The sequence below is a fragment of the Gordonia sp. LUNF6 genome, from assembly GCF_047041125.1.
Taxonomy (GTDB): Bacteria; Actinomycetota; Actinomycetes; order Mycobacteriales; family Mycobacteriaceae; genus Gordonia; species Gordonia sihwensis.
In genome coordinates, this window is the sequence record NZ_CP178181.1 from 2,946,048 (window position 1) to 2,967,081 (window position 21,034).

Genomic DNA, 21,034 nt, shown 5'->3' on the forward strand with positions numbered 1-21,034 from the left:
CCGCAATCTCAGCACATTCCGGGAGTCGTCGGAGGCGCGGGGTATCAGCGCCTCGGTGCCCGAGCCCAACCGGTGATGAGGCTCCGTGCGATCGATACCGATCCCGGCAGCATCAGCCGCGAGCCGGGGTTGTCGGCGCCCCAGTCGTCTTCGCGCGCCAGCGCCTCGAGCACCTCGTCCCGGTGGAACCACTTCGCGTCGCCCAACTCGCCGTCGCGGAAGGTCAGCGGTTCGGCGGGGTCGCCGAGCGCCTCGAAACCCAGCATCAGCGACCTCGGGAACGGCCACGGCTGCGAGCCCAGGTATTGCGGCGAGTGGACCCGGATCCCCGCCTCCTCGAACACCTCGCGCCGAACGCACTGCTCCAGCGACTCTCCCGGCTCGACGAAACCCGCCAGCGTGGAGAACCAACGGTCGGGCCACACGGCCTGCCGGCCGAGAAGGACACGGTCGGCTCCGTCGTGCACGAGCATGATCACCGCCGGGTCCGTGCGCGGATACTCCTCGGCACCCGAACCGCCGTCGCGGCGCAGCCAACCGCCCTGCACGAGATCGAGCGGGCGGCCGTCGACCGGCGAGAACTGCGCGGTGCGGTGCCAGTTCAGCACCCCCAGCGCTGTCGCCAGCAGTCCCGCCTCGTCGGCGGAGAGCAGATGGGCGCCTGTTCGCGGATCGGCCACCGGCTCGTGAACCTCATCCACCCGAACGGCCCACAGATCGCAGTCCGCCACCCCCAGGAAGACCGCTCCCGCGACCGGTTCAGCACCGTAATCCGCGGCCCGCGCCCATCGCAGCGCGCCGCGGTCGGTGACCGGATAGCGGCCGCGGTGGTCCACCGGCAGGACGCGCGCCTGCGCCCATCCCGCAGCGAGACGCTCCGGGTCTTTGCGCACCTGGTCGGCGCGGTCGATCTCCGCCCGCGACAGCAGCGGCGGTTCGACGAGCTCGAACGAGGCCATCAGACCGATCCGCCCTGGCGGACGTACAGCAGTCGGTCGCCGACCTCGATCTCCTCGACGCGTTCGTCTCCGACCCGGTACAGCTTGCCGTCGCGCACCACACCGAGGACCAGATCCTTGGTGTGCGCCGGTGAACCGCCGGTCTCCGACGGTTCCACCTCACGCTCGGCGATCGCATAACCCTCTTCTGGGCTGAGCAGATCCTCCACCACCTCCACCACGGACGGGGTGATGGTGGCGATGCCGAGGAGACGACCGGCGGTCTCCGACGAGACCACGACGGAGTCGGCGCCCGACTGCCGCATCAGGTGGGTGTTCTCGGCCTCGTTGATCGACGCGACGATCTTGGCGCGCGGATTGATCTCGCGTGCGGTCAGCGTCGCCAGCACCGCGGTGTCGTCTCGGTTGGCGGCCACCACGATCGCGGAGGCGTGCTGGACGCCGGCGAGCCGCAGCACGTCGGACTTGGTGGCGTCGCCGCGGACGGTGACCAGACCGTGAGCACTCGCCGATTCGAGCGCGTTCGGGTCCTTGTCGACCACGACGATCTCGGCGGGCTTGACGCCGTCGGCGATCACCGCGTCGATCGCGGTGCGCCCCTTGGTGCCGTAGCCGATGACGATGGTGTGGTTGCGCACCCGATTCCTCCAGCTCTGAATCTTGATCGCCTGCCGCGAACGCTCGGTCAGGACTTCGAGGGTCGTACCGATCAGCACGATCAGGAACAGCACGCGCAGCGGGGTGATGAAGACGATGTTGACCAGTCGTGCCGACTCGGTGATCGGAGTGACGTCGCCGTAACCGGTGGTCGACAGGGTGACCGCCGAATAGTACAGCGCGTCGATATAGCTCATCGGGACGTCACGGGCGTCGTGGTATCCGTCGCGATCCAGATAGACCACCACCGAGCAGACGAGCAGCGCGGTCAAAGCCCACGCCACGCGCCTGCCGATCGCCCGCGCCGGGCTCTTCTCATGCTCCGGGATCCGGACGACGCCGACGAGCGCGTAGTCCGGCTCGTCCACCAGGCCGCCGCCGCGGCGCCGCCGTAACCGCTCACGCACGGGAACTCCACCTCGCCCGCGCCGACTGTGACATCACGCATGGGAGGCTACTGCATGGACCGGACCGCCGACGGTCAGCGGTCACGATGGCAGCGGTCACGATGCGCCCGGGTCGGCGAGGATCCGCGCGAGTTCATCGGGGCCGGGGAGATCGGCCGGTTCCAGAGTGAAGTCGTGCCGCACGTAGACGAAGGCCGCCCGCACCTTCTCTAGGGGGATGCCCGACAGCTGAGACCACGCGACACGGTAGGCGGCCAACTGAACGAACAGTGGCTTGCGCCGCGCCGGCTCGGGTACGGCGCCGGTCTTCCAGTCGACGATCAACGCGCCGTCGCCGTCTGCGAAGACCGCGTCCATCCGCCCGCGGACCACCGTCGATCCGATGACCGTCTCGAAGCCGACCTCCACCTCCAGCGGCGTGCGGTCGGCCCACTCGGAGGCGAGGAACCGGCTGCGCAACAGATCCAGATCGTCCTCGGCGGGTCCGGCTGTCGCGTCGGCGGCTCCCGGAAGCTCGTCGACGTCGAGCAGCCGCGTGGCGCCGAACCTGCGCTCGACCCAGGCGTGAAACGCCGTACCGCGTCGTGCCATGGGGTTGGGGCGATACGGGACGGGCCGCCGGAGACGGGCCGCGAATGCCTCCTGGTCGGAGTCGAGTTCCACCAATTGACTCACCGAGAGGTGTCCCGGCAGTTCCACGTCCACCGTCGTCTCCCCCGCCCGCGCGTGTTCCTCGAGCAGGACGGCCACTTCGCGCTGCCACTCGCGCGCGTCCGCATCCGCCGGCTCGGTATCGGCGACGGCGAATAATGCCCGCTCGGCGCGGGCGGCGTCGACCAGTTCGGCGGCCGCGATCATCGGAGCACGCCGGTCGCCGAGGAGGTCCACCGGCCAGGCGACGCTGATCTGTTGCTCGGTGAGAGGGTTGGCGGCATCCGGTGCGGGCGGCGGCGCATCGACGTCGATGTGCAAGCCCGAGGGTTCCACCTCGTCGGAGGCACGGCCGGCCGCGGCGTCGGCGACGAGTTCGGCCAGCTCGGTGTAGAACTCCGAACCACCGCGCGGCTTGTCTCCCGATTCCGACCAGTGATGCGCGGAGACGAGCAGTGTGTGCTTGGCGCGGGTGAGCGCGACGTACAGCAGGCGACGGTCCTCTTCGAGCCGCCGTCGGCCGATCGCCTCCTTATGCGCGTCGATCGCCGCCTCGAGTTCCTTGCGGTCGCCGACGTCGGTGAGGTCGAGCGGCGGGAAGCCCTCGTCACCATCGCGTGCGAGATCTCCGCGCAACTCCGCGGGCAGTTCCCGCGCCGAGCCGAGCCAGGTGGTCTCCGCCTTTCCACTCGGGAAGATCCGCTCGGCCACGTGCGGCAGCGCCACCACATCCCATTCGAGGCCCTTCGCCGCATGCACGGTCAGGATCTGGACCCGCTGCTGCGCCACTTCCACCTGCCCGGCTTCGAGTCCCTTCTCGACGGTCTCGGCGGCGTCGAGGAAGGCGAGCAACCCGGGGAGAGTCGCCCCCGGACGCTCGGCGTAGTGGGTCACGTACTCGGCGAAGGCGTCGAGGTGTTCACGCCCGGTGACCTCGCCGCGCATCCGGCGCGCACGGATCTGCGCCTCCACCGCCACGCCGATCGTCTGTTCGACGTCGGCCACCAGCTCGGGCAGCGGTTGGCCGATCCGTCGTCGCAATCCGTCGAGCTGCCTGCCGAAGGTCGTGATCCGTTCGTATCCGGCCGCACTGTAGCGGGAGGCGTCGCCCGGGTCGGCGAGCGCATCGCACAGTCCCGCCGAGTCGACGGCCTCGCCCGGCAACGCCGCGTCCAGGGCCTCGTCGAGCGCCTCTCGGCTGGTGACGGCACCGGTGGTCGGCGCACCGATGCCCGCGGCGAGCTCGCGCGCGCGGCGCCACAGTGCGGCGAGGTCCGCCGCCCCCAGCTGCCATCGTGCACCGGTGAGCAGTCGCATCGCGGCGGTGCCGGCCATCGGATCGGCCATCAGTCGCAGCGTCGCAACGATGTCGGTGATCTCCGGAACGTGCAGCAGTCCGCCGATGCCGACCACTTCGGCCGGGATGCCCCGCCGTTCGAGTTCCGCGGCGAGCGGCGCCGAATCCTCGTTGCGTCGCACGAGGATCGCGGTGGTCGGCGGCGCGACCCCGTCCCGCTGAGCGGACGTGTAGTAGTCCTCGATGCGGTCGGCGATCCATGATCGCTCCTCGACGACGGTCTCGGTGAGTGCGAGGCGAACCGTGCCCGCGGGCGCGTCGGGACGGGCTCGCAGGACGCTCACCGGCACGCCTCGGCGTCGTAACTCCTCCGAGGTCCGATTCGCCAAGTAGAGAGCGCCGCGGCAGTTCCGCCAACTGGTCAGCAGCTCCCGGCGATGAGCGTCCCTGCTGTCCGGGCGCGGGAAGTCGCGGGCGAAGCGCGGGAGGTTGGCTGCCGAGGCACCACGCCAGCCGTATATCGACTGGATCGGATCGCCGACGGCCGTGACCGCGATCGCCCGCCTGCCGCCGACCGAATGCCCGCCGAACAACGCCGACAGCAGAATCCGCTGTGAGTGGCCGGTGTCCTGGTACTCGTCCAGCAGAACCGCCTTGATACCGGCGCGCTCGGCGTCGACGACCTCGGGATGCTCCGACACCAGTCGGGCGGCCAGCGACATCTGACTGCCGAAATCAAGCGCACCCTGCGCCGCCATCGCCTCGCGGAGCGCCGACACCAGCGGAATCAACTCCCGGCGTTCGTCGATGACCGCCTGGATGTCGCGGAGCTTCTTGTTGGGTTCGGCGCGCTGCCCCGGCCCCTTCGGGAGGGTGTCGACCAAGCGATACAGGTCGGTACCCGCCGCCCGCAGATCGTCGACGCCGACCAGATGCTCTGCCATCTCCGAATAGAGGCGCAACACCGCCTCCGTTACCGACGCGGGAACCTTCGTGGTCTTCAGCTCACCCGGCCACGACGCGACCACCGAGAACGCCAACTGCCACAGTTCGGTCTCGCTGAGGAGAGTGGCCGTGGGTTCCACGGGCAACAGCAGCCCGTAATCGGCGATGAGACGGCCCGCATAAGCGTGATACGTGCTCACCTCCGCGTCCGCGCTGCGCAACCGGCTCGCCAACTCGCCGCCCGGATCCCATTCGAGCAGAGCCGGGCTCCCCGCGAGCATCGACAGCCGGCGTCGGATTCGGGCGGCGAGCTCGCTCGCCGCCTTGCGGGTGAACGTGAGGCCGAGCACCTCCTCCGGTCCCACGAGCCGGTTCGCCACCAGCCACACCACGCGGGAAGCCATGGTCTCGGTCTTTCCCGCACCCGCGCCGGCCACCACGAGCATCGGCTCCAGCGGAGCCTCGATCACCTCCACCTGTTCCGGGGTCGGCGGCGGCAGTCCCAAGGCGGATGCCAGCGACCGCGCCCCGATCCTCGGCGCCCGCCTCGACCTCTCTTCCCGGACCAACGAATCAGTCATCGATGACCGCCTTCCCCCGCAGCTGCGCGGGGCACGACTGCGACAGCGAACAGTGTCCGCACCCGCTGTTCGGCGTCGCTGCGAAGACCGGTCCCACGCTGGCCCGCGCGGCCTCCCGAACCACCGTGATCCACTCCTCCACCTGCTCCGGCGTCAGCGGCGGCTGCACACGCTCGGCCGCACCGGTGGTCTTGTTCGCATTCGCGACGTACACGAGCCGACCGCCACCGGGGTCAGCGGCAACCCCCGTCGCTGCGCTCGCCCGGTCATTCCCCGTCGCTGCGCTCGCCCGGACCCCTCCCAGCTTCAACGCCAACTGGTAGGACGCCAGCTGCGGGTGGATCTCGGCATCGGCGGCGCGGATCGGCGTCTTACCGGTCTTGACGTCGACCACCACCGGCCGACCCGAGCCGTCGGTCTCCAGCCGGTCGATGCGGCCCACCAACCGCACCGGCAGCAGCGCGTTCCCCTCGTCGTCGACGCCCGCGGGCAGCGTGGCGTCCACCTCCACCTCGACACCGGCCTCGGTGAGCTCGGCCCGGGACAGCCGCAGCCAGTCGCGGAAGTTGGTGAGCATGCCTTCGGCCCGCTCCAACTCGCGCGCGCTGTACCACTGGGCGGGAGACGACACCCTCCCCCAGACCTCGTGCAGTGCCTCGGTGACCTCTGCGCGATCCATGTCGCCCGCCACCGCCTGCACCAGCGTGTGCACCAGAGTTCCGGTGACCGCTTGTTCGGCGTCGCCGTCACGCCCGCCGTGCCGCTCCAGCACCCATCGAAGCGAGCACTTGGTCAAGGCCTCCACGTTGGACGGCGAGAGAATGCGAGGACCGTCGTCCGCCGTCCACAGAGGCTTCTGCGTGCTCGGTCCCATCAGACCGAACCAGTCGGCCGGAGCCGCGCCCGGCACCCCGGCCTGAGCCAGATCGGCGAGCAGCGCCGCCGCCACTCGCGTCCGCTCGTCGGGTCCGCCGTCGGCATCCGCGCCGGACACCACCACCGCCCGCAGTTCGGCGACGAGCGACGGCAGCGACAGCACGCGCCTGACACCGGGATCGATCGGCACTTCCTCGTCGGCGTCTTCGCCGCCGTCTGCGTCGGCGCCGTAGCCGCCGACCGCGTCGGCCAGTTCGGGGACGAACCGCGACGGCGATGCGTCGCCGCTGCCGTCCTCGACCGCCGTCACCAGCAACCGCGACCGTGCCCGGCTGCATGCCACGAGCAGCAGTCGCCGCTCGTCTGCGAGCATCACCGAACCGCGCGCGATGGTGTCGACGGCGTCGGCGCCCACTCCGCTCAACAGGTCGATCAACGCGGGTGTCCCCAGCACGCTGCCCCGGCTGCGCAGCGACGGCCACAGACCGTCGAGCACACCCGGCACCGCGACCACCTCCCATTCGCGGCCGGTCGCGGCGTGTGCCGACACCACCGCGACCGCCTCCGTGCCCGACACCGCGATCCGCGACTCGCGCGGGATCTGGAGTTGGCCGAGGTAATCGACGAAGCCCAATACCCCGGCAGCCGGAAGGTTGTCGGCGAAGGTCCCCGCCGCCTCGAACATGGCGAGCATCGCGTCCAGGTCCCGGTCGGCTTGGTCGCCGCCGCGTCCGCCCCGCAGCGATTGCGCGGTCCACCTCCGCTCGAGTCCGCTGGCCCGCCAGGCGCGCCACAGAGTCTCCTCCACGCCGACGCCTGCCGCCTCCGCCGCTCGCGCGGCGTCCACCGCCTTGCGCACCTGCTTGAGAGCGATCGCCTCGAAGTCCGTGAGACCGGCCAGATAGACGTCCATCAGGTCGGCATCGCCCAGGGCCGCGGCGAGCGAGCTCAACGAATCGGCATCTCGACCGCGCGCTTCGTCGATGCGCCGGATTCCCCTGCGGAGCCGACGCAGACCGGACGGATCGGCGGATCCGACCGGTCCGGTGAGCAACGACACCACCTCGTCGGCGTCCAGCGGCGGCCCGCCCCCAGCCACCCGGAGAATCAACATGAACGCCACGACCGCACGTTGCCGATGGATCGGGACGTCGGTGGCGGGCGTGGCCATCGGCACCCCCGCCGAGGAGAACGCCCGCCGCAGCGCGGGCAGCGCTCTGGGCACCGACCGCACCACGACCGCCATCTCCGACCACGGCACCCCGTCGAAGAGGTGGGCGCGCCGCATCATGTCCGCCACCGCCGTCGCTTCCTTCGCTGCGGACGAGAAGACCCGGACGTCGGCGTGTCCACGGCGGGCCGCGTCATCGCCTCGGTCGGCCGGTTCGGGATAGCCGTGGGGCCGGCTCCCCGGAAGCCGCAGCGCGAGCGCGCGGCCGACCGCGTTCACCGCGGGCGAACCCCGGTAGTCGGTCGTCAACTCCACGTCTCGTTCCGGATCGTCCTCGGTGAGCCCGTCCGCGAACGCCGGATCCGCGCCGCGGAACCCGAACACGGACTGATCGGTGTCCGACGTGACCACCGTCGAGTCGGCGCCGGTCCCGATCAAGCGCACCAGGAACGCAGCCTGGGGGTCGAGGTGTTGGGCGTCGTCGACCAGGACATGACGGATGCGCTGCCGCTGTCCGGCGAGGACCTCGGGGTCGGTGGCGAACGCCGACAGCGCGGAACCGATCAGCTCGGCGGCGTCGACCGCGGTCACACTCGCCTCGGGTGCATCGAGCCCGACCGCCCCGCGCAGCAGCATTCCCTCCTCGTACTGGCGGAAGGCATGTCCCGCGGCCACCCACTCCGGCCGGTTGTGCCGGCGTCCGAGCTCGGCGAGATCGTCCGGTCCCAACCCGCGTTCGGCGGCCCGCATCATCAGGTCGCGCAGGGCCTGCGCGAAACCGTCGGTCGTCAGCGCCGGTCGCAGCCATTCCGGCCAGTACTCGGCACCGTCCTCCACATCGCCGGCGAGCAGTTCGCGCAGGATGACGTCCTGCTCCGATCCGGTGATCAGCCGCGGCGGTGGATTGCCGTGCGCCGACGCCTGCAGCCGCAGCACCGCGAAGGCGTACGAGTGAACCGTCCGCACCAGCGGCTCCCGCAGGGCCCCGCCCAGACTCCCGCCTGCCGAGAGCACACGCCGGGTGATCTCCGACCGCAGCTCACCGGCGGCCCGACGATTCGCCGCCAGCACCAGCACCGACTCCGGGTGTACCTCCGGGTCGAGCAGCCGCGCCACCGCCGCGTCGACGATCAGCGACGTCTTGCCCGTTCCCGGACCGCCGTGCACGCGCCAGGGCCGCCAGGGCCGCGAGGGATCGGCGCGGTGCCGTCCCCCGATCACCGCCGACGCCGACGCCGGCCACGACCGCACGCCGTCCGCCGGGGCGGGCGCGGCGACGAGTCGGGTGCTGGGACGGGTCATGAACCTATGGAAGCACGCGCCTCCGACAGTCCCGGTGGCGGAAGTCCCCATTAGAGTCGAGGCATGCCCGGACCCGCCTCGCCGACGCGCACGCTGCACACGCACCTGTTCGGTACCGACGATCCCGGCGCGCCTGCGGTACTGGCGGTTCACGGCCTCACCGGGCACGGGCGCCGCTGGGAGCAGATGGCCGCCGACCACCTGCCCGGCACCCGGGTGGTGGCGCCCGACCTGCTCGGTCACGGCCGCAGCCCTTGGGAGCCGCCGTGGAGCATCATCGAACACGCCGATGCGCTCGGCGCGGCCCTCGACGCTCATGTCCCCGTCGGGCAGGCAGTCGTCGCGGTGGCCCACTCCTTCGGATGCGCGGTGAGCCTGGCCCTCGCCGAGCGCCGGCCGGATGCGTTTCGCGGCCTCGTCCTGCTCGATCCGGCCCAAGGTCTCGACCCCGAACGGGCCCGGTTCATCGCCGAGACGTCGATGGCGAACTGGGGCTACCAGGACGCCGACGACGCCAGAGCCGCCAAGCGGATGGAGGGCTGGAGTGCGGTGCCCGCCGACGTGCTCGACGCCGAGATCGCCGAACATCTGGTTCCGGCGGCCGGCGGACGCGTGGCCTGGCGAGTGTCGGCCCCGGCCGCCGCGACCGCGTGGAGCGAGATGAGCGGCGCCTTCCGTCTCCCGCCCGCCGGCATCCCGACGCACGTCGTGGTCGCCGAGCGGGTGCAGCCGCCCTTCGTCCGGCAGGAGTTCCTCGCCGCCTGCGCCGCCGAGCGCGCGGACACGGTGACGGTGCACCGCGTCGACACCGAGCACATGATCCCGTTCCTCGTCCCCGACTTCTGCGCCGCGCTGGTGCGCGACCTGCTGTAGCCGTGGCCGCGGTCACCGAGGATCAGGTGGAGGCGGTACGGGCCCTCGTCGCCGCCATCCCACCCGGAGCGGTGAGCACCTACGGCGACCTCGCCGCCGCCGCGGGACTGTCCAGCCCGCGCATCGTCGGGTGGATCATGCGGACCGACTCGGCAGACCTGCCGTGGCATCGGGTGGTTCCGGCCTCCGGCCGTCCATCGCCCGGCCTGCGTGCGCGGCAATTGACTCGACTGCGCGAAGAAGGCATCCGAATCGTCGACGACCGCATCGATCTGAAGTCGCACCGGATGCGCCCCGACGGTCCGGGACCGACGGGAGTTCCGGACTAAACCATCATCCGGACGAGGTCGACGACCCTGAGAAGTCCGGGCAGCGCACCGGCGGTCGACCGCGGATGCATGCCGTGGACGGCGAGCCGGAACATGACCGCGCGCAGCAGCATCTGCGGCCACTCGGGATGATTCGACCACCGCTCCACCAGGTCCTCGCCGGCACCGCCCCATGCGAGCGCGTCGACGACCACCACGGCCGCGGCCCACGACCCGGGACGCCAGTACGGAACGATGTCCGTGATCGCCGGCGCTGCGGCACCTGCGAACAACACCGTGCCGAAGAGGTCGCCGTGCACCACTTGAGACGGCAGGTCGACGGGTCGGCGGAGACTCCCGAGGATCTTCAGTTCGGCGAGACTGCGCTCCCCGTCCTCGCTCGTCGGCTCCGGCATTCCCGCGGCGCGTGCCGTCCGCAGCGGAACGTCCTCCCAGGCGGCCCTGTCTGCCGCGACGAAGACGTCGACGTCGTTGAACGGCGGCGCGGGCGGCTGCAGCATGAAGCGGGGTCGTTCGAGTTTGGCCGTCGCCGCGTGCAGCCGGTCAGCGAGCGCCACGACCTCGTCGTACCGGGGTTCGGGACTGCCCGCGACATAGGTGTCGGCCCGCCAGCCGGACACCACGTAACGGCCGTCGGTGGCGCGGATGGGCCGCGCGATCCGCATTCCCTCGACATACAGGTTCTCTCGCGCGGTCGCCGACCATGCGGCGCGCGCGTGATCGGGAACCAGCGTCAGGACCACCTCGCCGACGCGCCATCCGGTGCCGTCCATCGCGATGGGCGGATGCGCGGTGAGGCCGAACGTGGTCAACACCTGTTCGGGCGGCTCGACAATCATGGTCACGTCCGTCAGATTACCCAGGACGCCTGACGTTCCCGGGCAGCGACACCGGTCCAGTCAGAGGCTCTGCACCAGTTCGCTCACCACCGGCGGCACCGCACACGCCAGAGCGAAGCCGAGCGGAAAGACCATTGCCAGCATGCGCGCGGTACCGGTCAGCCGAACGGCGATCGCCGCCGCCGACCCGGCCACGACCAGCACGCACGCCCCGATGTACGTCCACAGCGGGTCGAGGCCGGGCACGAGCACCGGGATGAGGAACCACAGCGGGACGGCAGCCATCAGGCCCGTCGCCACCCCGGCCGCAGCCACCGCCGCCGTGTTGAACGCGGCGGGCAGCAGTGCTCTCGGTCGCCTGGTCATGTCGCCGATTGTGACAGCCGCGCTCAGTAGACCGGCATGGTCGGATCGATCTGCGCGGCCCACGCCACGATGCCGCCCTGCAGGTGTGCGGCGTCGTCGAACCCGGATCTCTTGAGTGCGGCGAGCGCCTCCGCCGATCGGATTCCGGTCTTGCAATACAGCACGATCGGCCGATCGTGCGGCAGGTCTCCAATTGCACGTCCCGACACAATCTCTCCCTTCGGGATCAGCTGTGCGCCCGCGATGCGATTGATCTCGAACTCCACCGGCTCGCGGACGTCGATCAGCGCGGGCGGCGCCTCCGAACGCAGCGCCGCGTCGACCTGCGCCGGGGTGAGGGTGGACCCGGCGGCCGCCGCAGCGGCCTCGTCGGTCACCACGCCGCAGAACTCGTCGTAGTCGATCAGTGCGGTCACCGGCCGTCCCTGCGGATCCTTGCGGAGGCGCACGGTCCGGTAGGTCATCTCGAGCGCGTCGTACACCATCAGCCTGCCGAGCAGCGGTTCACCGATGCCGCAGATCAATTTCACCGCCTCGGTCGCCATGATCGAGCCGATCGACGCGCACAGCACTCCGAGAACGCCGCCTTCGGCGCAGGACGGCACCGAGCCCGGGGGCGGCGCCTGCGGATAGAGGTCGCGATAGTTGACGCCGCGACCGTCGGGAGCGTTCTCCCAGAACACCGACACCTGCCCCTGGAACCGGTAGATCGATCCCCACACGTAGGGCTTCCCGGCCAGCAGCGCGGCGTCGTTCACCAGATATCGCGTCGCGAAGTTGTCGGTGCCGTCGAGGATCAGGTCGTACTCCGAGAACAGGTCGACCGCGTCCTTCGCCTCCAGCCGCCGGTTGTGCAGCCGGACGTCGACGAACGGGTTCAGTTCGGCGATCGAGTCGCGCGCGCTCTCGGTCTTGAGTCGGCCGACGTCTCCCAGCCCGTGAATGATCTGGCGCTGCAGATTGGACGTGTCGACCACGTCGAAGTCGACGATGCCGATGGTGCCGACTCCGGCCGCCGCGAGGTAGAGCAGAGTCGGAGACCCCAGCCCACCCGCGCCCATCACCAGCACCTTGGCGTTCTTCAGCCGCTTCTGCCCGGTGACGCCGACGTCCGGGATGATGAGGTGCCTGCTGTAGCGCGCGACCTCGTCCCGGCTCAGTTCGGCTGCCGGTTCCACCAGTGGCGGCAAGGGCGACATTCTTCAGACCTCCGTCTCCGATCCCGAATACGTTCCAGCCATCCCGTCAGCGGGCGGTGGTCAGTTCGCGGGGAAGGGCCAGGCGTTCGGTTTGCAGACCAGCGTACGGTCGGCCTCCATGTCCGGGTCGAGCGCCATGATCTGCGCATTCGCGGTACCGAAGGTCTGCTGCATCATGATCGGCGCGAGCGCACCGTTCTCCTTGCACGGCTGGTGCTTCTCATATCCGATGCCGTGACCGGTCTCGTGGTTGATGAGGTACTGGCGGTACGTCAGATCGTCGCCCTGGAAGGCCTGCGCGCCGCGCACCCACCGCGCCTCGTTGATCACCACGCGCTTGTCGGGCGGATAGAAGCACGAGGTCTCCAGCTTGATCTGATATCCACACAGTTCGCGGGCGGTGTCGGTCGACGTGAGCGAGATCCGTAGGTCCGGCTCGCCGGTGTCGATGCGGCGGAAGGAGACGCGGCCGTCACCGATCCAGCTCTTCTTGTTCGCCAGCGTCGTGTCGACGAGTTTCGCGAAGGCCTGGTCGCCGCCGTAGTCCTGCGGCGACAGTCCCTTCTCCGCCTCGACCGTGTACGTGTAGACCTGCTTGGCCGTGCCCAGCTTGTCGCCGGTGCCGCGCACCACGCGGTAGACCTCGTCTCCCTTGCGCGTGAACGGACCGCCTCCGGGCAGGGCGCCGGCGGGCAGCGCCGCCTCCTGGATCTGCCCGGTCGGGGCGCCGATCGGCGTCGTCTCGTCCTGCACGTGGGTGTTGCGTACGTCGTCACCGGTAGCGGCGGTCTTGTCGACCGCGGTGTCGCCGTCGTTGCGGACGGTCATCACAAGCAGCACCACGGTGAGTACGGCCAGCACCGGAATGGCGTAGGCGCGCCAGCCGTATGTGCTGACGAACCGCCCCAGGGTGCTGCGCTTGCGCCGCTCCACCCGCTCGGAGCGCGACCGTCCGCTGTCGGAGATCGGATCCCAGCGGGCACGCAGCGGCTGGTCGGGCCGCGGGCGGCGGGGACGCTGCGCCCCGTTGTCTGGTGTACCGGTCACGCCACAACTTTCTCATAGATGCCCCCTCTCACCTCGCATCCACCCTCGGCCGCGATCCGGATGAGTGTGATCTGAAGCGCTCCGAGTATCCTTTGGGGATGTCGTCTCCCAGTTCCCAGACGTCGGCTCCGGCCGCAGCCGGGCGCTCGAGCACGCGCCTTCCGCGAAGTGCACGCCGCCGCCAGCTTCTCGACGCCGCCAGTGAGATCTTCGTCGAGCGCGGCTATCACTCCGCCGGAATGGATGAGATCGCGATTCACGCCGGTGTGAGCAAGCCGGTCCTGTACCAGCACTTCCCGTCGAAGCTCGACCTCTACATCGCCGTGGTCGATTCGCACGCGGAGAAGCTCGTCGCCGACGTGAACCGGGCGCTGCTGACCACCGTCGACAACCGCCGTCGTGTCCTCGCGGCTGTCGAGGCCTTCTTCGACTTCATCGACGACGACAACTCCGGATACCGCCTCATCTTCGCCTCCGACGCCATGGACCCGGCCGTGATCCGGCGTGTGGAAGGCGCCACCGAGGCCTGCGTCGACGCCGTCCACGGTCTCGTCATGCAGGATTCGGGGATGGATCCGTACCGGTCCCGGATGCTCGCCGCGGGACTGGTCGGTGCGAGTGTCGTGAACGCTCGGTACTGGGTGGACGCGAGCCGCCCCATCGACAAGGCCAGCGCGGTGGAGATCACCGCGGCGCTGCTCTGGGGCGGTCTGGCCGGCATTCCCCGCCAGACTCCGGGCGACGACTGAGAACTTCCGAGAACCGGTCCGTCTACACGGACCGGTAGACGGCGCTCTCGAAGTCGAGAGCGTGGCGCAGGGCGGCGGGGTCTGCGAACGGCAGTACTTGACAGGCCCACATCCCGGCGATGTCCGCGGACCGATCGATCCAGAAGTACAGGTTGGCCAGGCCGGCCCAGGCGAGTGAACCCGCACTCCGGCCCGTCGGCGCAGCGTCGTCGTTCACCATGAACGTGTAGGCCCACGACTTCGGCAGACCCGGGAAGAACTCGGCGTCGTGCGTGATCACCGGGTCGACGCCCCGCAACGCCGTGACCCGCTGCCCCTCGGCGAGACCGTTGCGAGCCGCCCACTCGACAGTGTCGCTGCGGAGCACGCGCCCACCGTCGCCCGCCCCGCCGCGCAGCCACATGCGGAGGAATCGGATGTAGTCCGGAACTGTGGAGTACAGGCCCTGACCACCCATCTGGACCTCGGGGTTCTGCGGCATGACGATGCCGGTGGCTTTGAGCGAACCGTCCGGCCTGCGCAGATGCACGGCGGCGCGGCGCTCCTGCATGGCATCGGTGAGCAGGAATCCCGAATCGTCCATGCCCAGCGGGGCGAAGACCCGCTCAGCGAGAACCTCCCCCAGCCGTGCGCCGCGTACTGCTTCGACCACGAGCCCGGCCCAGTCCATGTTCGATCCGTAGTTCCAGCGCGTACCCGGGTCGAACAGCAGCGGCGTCATCAGTGACGCACGCGTCGCCGTCACCACATCCGGGTAATGGCCCTGCCGCACCAGGGAGCGGTAGTTCTCGTCGAAGAACGGATAGGCGAATCCGGCCGTGTGGAGCAGCAGCATCCGAGTGGTGACCGGCGTCGCTGCCGAACGGATCCGCGGACTCCCGTCGGGCTCGAAACCGTCCAGCACGCCGATCTCGGCGATCTCCGGCACGTACTGCGCAGCCGGCGCGTCGAGGTCGATCAGCCCCTCCTCGACGCACTGCAGCACGGCCGTGCCGGTCAGCGGCTTGCTAGCCGAGTACAGGGCGACGACCGTGTCGGCCGTCATCGGGCGGTCGTCGGCGACGCTCGTGCTCCCCGCCGCGCCGGTGAAGACCGTCTCCCTCGCGTCGGTCACCGAGGCGACGACGCCCGGCACCCGGTCGGAGTCCGGACCGGTCACCGCATCGTCGAGCAACGCCCTGAGTCGGTCGGAGTCGACTCCGCTCATCGAGCTCAGGCCGCCCCGAAGCCGACCCGTCGGTTCTCGGCGCTGCCGACCTCCACGTAGGCGATCTTGGCTGCCGGGACCAGCACGCGCGATCCCTTGTCGTCGGTCAGCGACAGCACGGCGTCGGTTCCGCTCAGCGCGCGGTCGGCGGCCGCGTACACGTCATCGGCCTTGTCCGGGCAGGTGAATGCCAACTCGCGCGGGCTGTTCTCGATACCGATCTTGACTTCAACGCTCATAACTCCGGAATCCTACTCGTCACGCCAGCGACAGCTCGGCCATGCGCTGCCCGTGGCGAGCCGCCATGTTGTCGAAGAAAGCGGCGGCGTTGGCAAGCGTCGCATCACCTTCGAAGAGCAGCGCCATCACGTCTTCCTCCTCGGCGAGAACCCACTGCATGTGCGTGATCGCCTCACCCAGCAATCGACGGCCCCACAGCGCCAGCGGCGACGCCACGGCCGGATCGGCGGCGACCGCCGCCCGCACCTGGTCGACGGCGAACTGTGACGAACCGGTCTCGGCCATCACCGATTTCATCGTCGGACGCACCTCTTCGGGCATCACATCGGCCATCTCGGCGTAGAAGTCGGCGGCCAGACCGTCACCGACGTGCATCTTGACCAGCACCTCGAGCCACGACGTCGGTGTCGTCACGCGGTGATACTCGTCGAACACCCGGGCGTGCGCGGCCACTGCTTCCTCGGGTGCGCCGCCGTCGGAGCGGATCTGCTCGGCCAACACCTCGAAGTGGCCCATCTCGGCCGCGATCAGTCGCGCGATTGCGATGCGGTCGGCAGTCGTCGGCGCCATCGCGGACTCTTCGATCAGGCGATAGCACGCGGCGAACTCGCCCGCGAGAAGGACTTCGTAGAGCTTGCGAATGGCCGCTGCGTTGTTCGACATGCAAGTCAGAGTATGCAAGGCGGTACACTCGGAGACAGACGAGTCGCCGTTCCGCTCGCCGAATGCACGTTCATGGGCACCGCGCGGCCACTTCGAGCGGCCCGTCGGACATTGAGCGCGCACCTGCGAAGGGCCTCCGGGCCCGGCCGCCGAGGGTCCGGACTAACGATCAGGACCCCGTGGCCTCTCTTGTGTGCGTGCGCGAACACCCGCGAGAGGCTTGAACTGCATATGACCATTGATCCCACGGTGGGCGAAGCCACCGACGACGTCCAGACGACGATCGTCGACGAGGAGCACACCGCCCCGACCTTCGCCGAACTCGGCGTCGACCCCGCGATCGTCGCCGCCCTCGAGGCCGACGGCAAGACCCGTACCTTCGCGATCCAGGAACTCACCCTGCCGCTGGCGCTGGCCGGCTCCGATCTGATCGGTCAGGCGCGCACCGGCATGGGCAAGACCTACGGGTTCGGCATCCCGCTGATGCACCGGCTCGCCAACGCCGAGGCGACCGGCCTGCGCGCACTCGACAACACTCCGCGCGCCCTCGTCATCGTGCCGACCCGCGAACTCTGCGTCCAGGTCACCGAAGACCTCGAGACCGCCGCCAAGGGCGTCGACGTCACGCTCTCGAACGGCACCGTTCGCCCGATGAAGATCACGTCGATCTACGGCGGCCGCCCCTACGAGCAGCAGATCGCCGAACTCCAGGCCGGCGTCGACGTCGTCGTGGGCACGCCGGGACGCCTCCTCGACCTCGCGCAGCAGGGACACCTCGTCCTCGGCAAGGTCGGAGTGCTCGTGCTCGACGAGGCCGACGAGATGCTCGACCTCGGCTTCCTTCCGGACATCGAGCGGATCATGGGAGCCCTGCCCACCGACCGGCAGACGATGCTGTTCTCGGCCACCATGCCGGGTCCGATCGTCACCCTGGCGCGGACCTTCCTGAACCGCCCGACACATATCCGCGCCGAGCACGCGAACGACTCCGCGGTGCATGAGCGGACCACCCAGTACGTCTACCGCGCCCACGCAATGGACAAGGCCGAACTGGTGGCCCGCGTGCTGCAGGCGGAGGGCCGTGGCGCGACGATGATCTTCACCCGCACCAAGCGCACAGCGCAGAAGGTGGCCGACGACCTCGCCGAGCGTGGCTTCTCGGTGGGCGCGGTGCACGGCGACCTCGGCCAGGTGGCCCGTGAGAAGGCGCTGAACAAGTTCCGTGACGGCAAGATCGACGTACTGGTGGCCACCGATGTCGCGGCGCGCGGCATCGACGTCGATGACGTCACCCATGTCATCAACTACCAGTGCCCGGACGACGACAAGACCTACGTGCATCGCATCGGACGCACCGGGCGCGCCGGGCGCACCGGCATCGCGATCACCCTTGTGGACTGGGACGAGCTGCATCGCTGGGAGCTGATCGACAAGGCGCTCGGCCTCGGCATGCCCGACCCGGCGGAGACCTACTCCACCTCCGAGCATCTGCGCGAGGATCTGGGCATCCCCGCGGACGCCAACGGCCGTATCGGCGCCCCGGAGCGTTCGTCCGACGAACGGCGGGAGCCGCGCGCGCCGCGCGCCGATCGTCCCAAGCGTGAGCGGCGCCGTACCAGGGGCGGCAAGCCCGCCGGCGCCGAGGGCGCCACGACCGCATCATCGGCGGACGACGCCGAGCAGGCGGAGAAGAGTCCCACCGCCTCGACCGAGCAGCCGGAGGCCGATGGTGAGGCCAAGCGGCCGCGCCGCCGCCGTCGTCGTCGCAGCGGTGGTGCGAAGTCCGGTGAGGGCAGTGACGGCGCTTCGCGCGACGCAGCGCCCGCGGCAGCGGCCGAGTAGCTCCGCCCGGACGCTTTTCGCATACCCTCGCGAGAATGGGACGGATCAAACCCGAACGGCGCACCCGCACCGACCTCATCGTGACCGCGTTGATCGCGGCGATCGTGGTCGCGGCGGGTGTCGCCGTCTGGTGGACCAGCCCCGCCCGCCATACCGAGTCGGTGACCGCGACGACACCCGCCCCGGTCCAGCTGCCGGCTGAGAATGTTCCGCGCGAGGTCTCGGTCCGTTGGTCCGCGCAGTCGGACGTCACCACGGTCCCGCAGATCACCCGCGACTCCCTGGTGACCGCGTCCGGCGGCACGGTGGTCGCGCATCGGCTGAGCGACGGAACCGACCTCTGGAGCTACCGGCGGAATCTGCCGCTGTGCGCAGCGGCCGCGGGATGGACCGGCGGCGACAACGACGTGCTCGCGGTGTACCGGAACAGCCGGGGTTGCAGCGAGGTCACATCGTTGCGAGGTTCCGACGGTGCTCGTCACGCCGCCCGCACCAGTGACGCCGACGACACCGTCCACCTCTCCATCGATACCGGCTACGCCCTCCTGTACGGCCCGACGCGCCTCGAGACGTGGGGTTCGAATCTGGTGCGCGGGATCGAGTACGGGCGTGTCACGGCACCGGTGAACCCCGACGTGGCGCCCGACCGGACGCATTGCCGGCTGTACTCTGCGGTCTCCGGTGCGGATCGGGTGGCGATCGTGGAGCGATGCGATGACGATCCCGGCTACCGGCTGACGGTGCTCAGTTCGAATCTGACCAGCGACGAGAAGATCCGCCAGTGGGGTTCGACCCTGATCACCACATCGGCTGCGGGTCCCGCTCCCCGAGTGGTGGCGGCGACCGATTCCACGATCGTGGTCTACGACGGCGGCGCCGACCCGTCCGGTTCCGTCGGCGCCCCGCAGGGACCGCGTCTGCGCCTGTTCACACCGCAAGCCGAGAGCCGAAGCGAACACCCGGTGGCCGGTGACGCCCAGGTTCCCGAGCGGAGCGATCCGATCATCGATCAGGGTGTCGTCTCGTTCTGGACCGGCAAGGCCACCGTGGTACTGGACGCCTCGAATGGAAACCCGATGTTCCAGGTGACAGATGCCATCGGACCCGGGGCGGTGATGGCGGGGCAACTGCTGGTGCCGATGCCCGGGGCCATCAGCGTGCGCCGCGTGTTCGACGGCCACGAGGAGTTCAGCATTCCGGTGGATCGCGGTCAGGTGGTCGGACCGGTGGCGCTGCGCGTGCTCGGCGATACGATCCTCGAGCAGCGGGGCACGCAGGTCGTCGCATTGCGCTGAGTGTGACAGGGCCGCTGTCCTCTGCACTGCGAATTGCGGGACGCGACGACCGTCTTCCATCTGAGTCCGGCGGGTGCCGATTCTTCGGTTGTCCGGCGTGGTGGATGGGGTTCAGGCGCCAGGGGTGTTCGGTGGTGGCTGGTCGCCAGGCCATGCGTCCGGCATCGGGCCCATCCGGGAGGATGATGGTCTCCCACTGTCCGCGTTTGGTGCCGACGGCGCGGTTGTGGCGCCCGCACGCGGCGCCGAGAGCATCGATGTCGGTGCGCCCGGCCGGGGTGACCCAGTCCGGTGCGTGATGGGCTTGAGTTTGGGCGAAGGGGCGGTCGCAGCCGGGTGCGGCGCAGCCGCGGTCGCGGGCGAACAACGCCAACCGCTGCGCCTTACTCGCACACCGCGCACCGCGGCCTTGGTAGAGGACTTCGCTGGTGTGATTCCGGAAGACCGCCAGGTGCGGCACGGCGTCGGCGGCGAGCCGGACGAGTTCGCCGATCGGCACCCGGGTGCCGGTGGCAGTCAGGGCGATTCCGGCGTGGGCGGCGAGTTCTTGATCGGTAACGGTGATGACCAACTCCGCCGGTATCCGACTCGGTGCACCGAGTCCGCCGTGGGCGAGAACGTAATCACACAACGCCAGCAACGCATCATGCGTGCGCTGAGCGGCACTGCGCAGATCCCGACCCCGCGCCGCCGCCAGAACCTCAACGTCGATGCTCTCGGCGTCAATGGTTCCAGTCGGGGAGTCGGGGTCGGCGGGGTTGTTCATGCCGGGTGCGGCCCAGGCGGTGAGGATGACTTCGAACTTGGCGCGTAGTTCCGGGGTCATGGCGCCGCGGACTTTGCTCATGAGTTGTCGGTCTTGCGGGAGGATGGTGATTCCGCGTCGGCGTTGCCGGTCGACGTGATCGCTCTCCTGCCCGTCGGGGTCCAGGTGAGCGAGCAGGCGGTCACCGACCTTGCCCAGATCATCCGGATTCAACCCGACGGCAGCCTGAGCGAGTTCGGCCTCCGCACGGGCTTTGACCTCCGGCGAGATGCAGCCGGGCACTTTCGCCAAAACGGCCGAGATCACCAACGCGTGTTCGGCGCCGACAGTCCCGGCCGCGACCGCGGCGGCGGTCGCCGGCTTCCGGGGAGGCAGCGTCTGCCCTTGAAAGTTCGAGAACTCGCCGATCGCCTCAGCCATCCGCAACCGCCGACCCGCCTCCCGGGTTCCCAGCCGCAAGCCCTGTGAGAGGTACTGATGCGGATTCAGATAGCCGGCGGTGCGGTGCGCGTTGCGGTCGGAGACCTCCACCAGCAGCGCCGCGGAGACGCCGTCCCAGCGTCGCCGAATGCGTTCGGCGGTCTGCGTGTGCGCCAGCAGTTCCGGTTCGGTCTCCGGCGACAGCGAGGTCTCGGCGAGTTTGACCGCCGCGGCATCGATCAACGCCAACAACTCCGCGGGCTGGTCCGGCAGCGCACCTGTGGCAACGACAGTCGCGACCGAATCAGTGATCGAATCGCTCATCGCCGCCACCTCCCCCGAGTGTTTCAGCT

Annotated in this window: 17 protein-coding genes; 5 read left to right on the forward strand and 12 right to left on the reverse strand. The window is 69.8% G+C overall.

Annotation, left to right across the window (positions count from 1 at the left end; all coding sequences use genetic code 11):
* Positions 1-44: 44 nt before the first annotated feature.
* From nudC to ACK8HH_RS13855, 4 genes are all read right to left on the reverse strand, one after another.
* Positions 45-959 (reverse strand): NAD(+) diphosphatase, encoded by a 915-nt coding sequence (gene nudC / locus ACK8HH_RS13840; RefSeq protein ID WP_346074944.1) that lies wholly within the window; start codon positions 957-959, stop codon positions 45-47.
* The gene (locus ACK8HH_RS13845) at positions 959-2,023 is read right to left on the reverse strand and encodes a potassium channel family protein (protein WP_006895509.1); all 1,065 of its coding nucleotides are present in this window, start codon (positions 2,021-2,023) and stop codon (positions 959-961) included. The genes nudC and ACK8HH_RS13845 overlap by 1 nt, the downstream gene beginning before the upstream one ends.
* Positions 2,024-2,119: 96 nt before the next feature.
* Entirely contained in the window at positions 2,120-5,497 is a 3,378-nt protein-coding gene (locus ACK8HH_RS13850) for an ATP-dependent helicase (protein WP_346074947.1), read from the reverse strand.
* The gene (locus ACK8HH_RS13855) at positions 5,490-8,846 is read right to left on the reverse strand and encodes an ATP-dependent DNA helicase (protein ID WP_346074949.1); all 3,357 of its coding nucleotides are present in this window, start codon (positions 8,844-8,846) and stop codon (positions 5,490-5,492) included. Before ACK8HH_RS13855 ends, ACK8HH_RS13850 begins: the two co-directional genes overlap by 8 nt.
* A gap of 63 nt (positions 8,847-8,909) precedes the next feature.
* On the opposite strand from ACK8HH_RS13855, the gene ACK8HH_RS13860 reads away from it, so the two are divergent.
* Both ACK8HH_RS13860 and ACK8HH_RS13865 read left to right on the forward strand, forming a co-directional pair.
* A complete protein-coding gene (locus ACK8HH_RS13860) occupies positions 8,910-9,719 on the forward strand; it encodes an alpha/beta hydrolase (protein ID WP_346074952.1) in 810 nt (269 codons plus the stop codon).
* Positions 9,720-9,721: 2 nt separating this feature from the next.
* Positions 9,722-10,048, forward strand: coding sequence for an MGMT family protein (locus ACK8HH_RS13865; RefSeq protein WP_346074954.1), 327 nt, complete (start codon positions 9,722-9,724; stop codon positions 10,046-10,048).
* On the opposite strand, the gene ACK8HH_RS13870 is transcribed toward ACK8HH_RS13865, so the two are convergent.
* Genes ACK8HH_RS13870 through ACK8HH_RS13885 form a run of 4 tightly spaced genes read right to left on the reverse strand, consistent with a single transcriptional unit; the run spans position 10,045 to position 13,499 of the window.
* Positions 10,045-10,887 (reverse strand): TIGR02569 family protein, encoded by an 843-nt coding sequence (locus ACK8HH_RS13870; RefSeq protein WP_346075158.1) that lies wholly within the window; start codon positions 10,885-10,887, stop codon positions 10,045-10,047. The genes ACK8HH_RS13865 and ACK8HH_RS13870 overlap by 4 nt on opposite strands.
* Before the next feature lie 60 nt (positions 10,888-10,947).
* A complete protein-coding gene (locus tag ACK8HH_RS13875) occupies positions 10,948-11,253 on the reverse strand; it encodes a hypothetical protein (RefSeq protein WP_346074956.1) in 306 nt (101 codons plus the stop codon).
* 23 nt (positions 11,254-11,276) lie between these two features.
* Positions 11,277-12,452, reverse strand: a complete 1,176-nt coding sequence (gene moeZ / locus ACK8HH_RS13880; protein WP_346074958.1) for an adenylyltransferase/sulfurtransferase MoeZ — start codon at positions 12,450-12,452, stop codon at positions 11,277-11,279.
* Positions 12,453-12,512: 60 nt separating this feature from the next.
* Positions 12,513-13,499 carry a DUF3152 domain-containing protein gene (locus tag ACK8HH_RS13885; RefSeq protein ID WP_045539968.1) on the reverse strand — a complete coding sequence of 329 codons (987 nt, stop codon included), beginning with the start codon at positions 13,497-13,499 and terminating at the stop codon, positions 12,513-12,515.
* 98 nt (positions 13,500-13,597) lie between these two features.
* On the opposite strand from ACK8HH_RS13885, the gene ACK8HH_RS13890 reads away from it, so the two are divergent.
* On the forward strand, positions 13,598-14,248 hold the full coding sequence (locus ACK8HH_RS13890) for a TetR/AcrR family transcriptional regulator (RefSeq protein ID WP_006895518.1): 651 nt from the start codon (positions 13,598-13,600) through the stop codon (positions 14,246-14,248).
* 22 nt (positions 14,249-14,270) lie between these two features.
* Here ACK8HH_RS13890 and ACK8HH_RS13895 read toward each other — a convergent pair whose 3' ends face one another.
* The 3 genes from ACK8HH_RS13895 to ACK8HH_RS13905 are packed head-to-tail and all read right to left on the reverse strand — an operon-like array spanning position 14,271 to position 16,358.
* Positions 14,271-15,455, reverse strand: a complete 1,185-nt coding sequence (locus tag ACK8HH_RS13895; protein ID WP_062368009.1) for a serine hydrolase domain-containing protein — start codon at positions 15,453-15,455, stop codon at positions 14,271-14,273.
* A 5-nt stretch (positions 15,456-15,460) separates the two neighbouring features.
* Positions 15,461-15,694 (reverse strand): DUF3107 domain-containing protein, encoded by a 234-nt coding sequence (locus ACK8HH_RS13900; RefSeq protein ID WP_045539973.1) that lies wholly within the window; start codon positions 15,692-15,694, stop codon positions 15,461-15,463.
* Between the two features lie 19 nt (positions 15,695-15,713).
* Positions 15,714-16,358 carry a ferritin-like fold-containing protein gene (locus tag ACK8HH_RS13905; protein WP_006895521.1) on the reverse strand — a complete coding sequence of 215 codons (645 nt, stop codon included), beginning with the start codon at positions 16,356-16,358 and terminating at the stop codon, positions 15,714-15,716.
* Between the two features lie 231 nt (positions 16,359-16,589).
* Between ACK8HH_RS13905 and ACK8HH_RS13910 the strand changes: the two genes are divergently transcribed.
* Together ACK8HH_RS13910 and ACK8HH_RS13915 are read left to right on the forward strand one after the other, a co-directional pair.
* Positions 16,590-18,200: a DEAD/DEAH box helicase gene (locus ACK8HH_RS13910; protein WP_006895522.1), complete on the forward strand. Its 1,611-nt coding sequence runs from the start codon at positions 16,590-16,592 to the stop codon at positions 18,198-18,200.
* Positions 18,201-18,235: 35 nt separating this feature from the next.
* Positions 18,236-19,495: a hypothetical protein gene (locus tag ACK8HH_RS13915; protein WP_062368010.1), complete on the forward strand. Its 1,260-nt coding sequence runs from the start codon at positions 18,236-18,238 to the stop codon at positions 19,493-19,495.
* On the opposite strand, the gene ACK8HH_RS13920 is transcribed toward ACK8HH_RS13915, so the two are convergent.
* Complete coding sequence (locus ACK8HH_RS13920) at positions 19,389-21,005, reverse strand: HNH endonuclease signature motif containing protein (protein ID WP_346074964.1); 1,617 nt, start codon at positions 21,003-21,005, stop codon at positions 19,389-19,391. The genes ACK8HH_RS13915 and ACK8HH_RS13920 overlap by 107 nt on opposite strands.
* Between the last annotated feature and the right edge of the window lie 29 nt (positions 21,006-21,034).

Excerpts from the sequence above, each read along its gene's own strand:
- ACK8HH_RS13890 (WP_006895518.1), top strand. The coding sequence starts at position 13,598 with ATGTCGTCTCCCAGTTCCCAGACGTCGGCTCCGGCCGCAGCCGGGCGC.
- ACK8HH_RS13900 (WP_045539973.1), bottom strand. The coding sequence starts at position 15,694 with ATGAGCGTTGAAGTCAAGATCGGTATCGAGAACAGCCCGCGCGAGTTG.
- ACK8HH_RS13915 (WP_062368010.1), top strand. The coding sequence starts at position 18,236 with ATGGGACGGATCAAACCCGAACGGCGCACCCGCACCGACCTCATCGTG.
- ACK8HH_RS13920 (WP_346074964.1), bottom strand. The coding sequence starts at position 21,005 with ATGAGCGATTCGATCACTGATTCGGTCGCGACTGTCGTTGCCACAGGT.
- moeZ (WP_346074958.1), bottom strand. The coding sequence starts at position 12,452 with ATGTCGCCCTTGCCGCCACTGGTGGAACCGGCAGCCGAACTGAGCCGG.
- ACK8HH_RS13875 (WP_346074956.1), bottom strand. The coding sequence starts at position 11,253 with ATGACCAGGCGACCGAGAGCACTGCTGCCCGCCGCGTTCAACACGGCG.
- ACK8HH_RS13910 (WP_006895522.1), top strand. The coding sequence starts at position 16,590 with ATGACCATTGATCCCACGGTGGGCGAAGCCACCGACGACGTCCAGACG.
- ACK8HH_RS13905 (WP_006895521.1), bottom strand. The coding sequence starts at position 16,358 with ATGTCGAACAACGCAGCGGCCATTCGCAAGCTCTACGAAGTCCTTCTC.
- ACK8HH_RS13870 (WP_346075158.1), bottom strand. The coding sequence starts at position 10,887 with ATGATTGTCGAGCCGCCCGAACAGGTGTTGACCACGTTCGGCCTCACC.
- ACK8HH_RS13850 (WP_346074947.1), bottom strand. The coding sequence starts at position 5,497 with ATGACTGATTCGTTGGTCCGGGAAGAGAGGTCGAGGCGGGCGCCGAGG.
- nudC (WP_346074944.1), bottom strand. The coding sequence starts at position 959 with ATGGCCTCGTTCGAGCTCGTCGAACCGCCGCTGCTGTCGCGGGCGGAG.
- ACK8HH_RS13895 (WP_062368009.1), bottom strand. The coding sequence starts at position 15,455 with ATGAGCGGAGTCGACTCCGACCGACTCAGGGCGTTGCTCGACGATGCG.
- ACK8HH_RS13860 (WP_346074952.1), top strand. The coding sequence starts at position 8,910 with ATGCCCGGACCCGCCTCGCCGACGCGCACGCTGCACACGCACCTGTTC.
- ACK8HH_RS13855 (WP_346074949.1), bottom strand. The coding sequence starts at position 8,846 with ATGACCCGTCCCAGCACCCGACTCGTCGCCGCGCCCGCCCCGGCGGAC.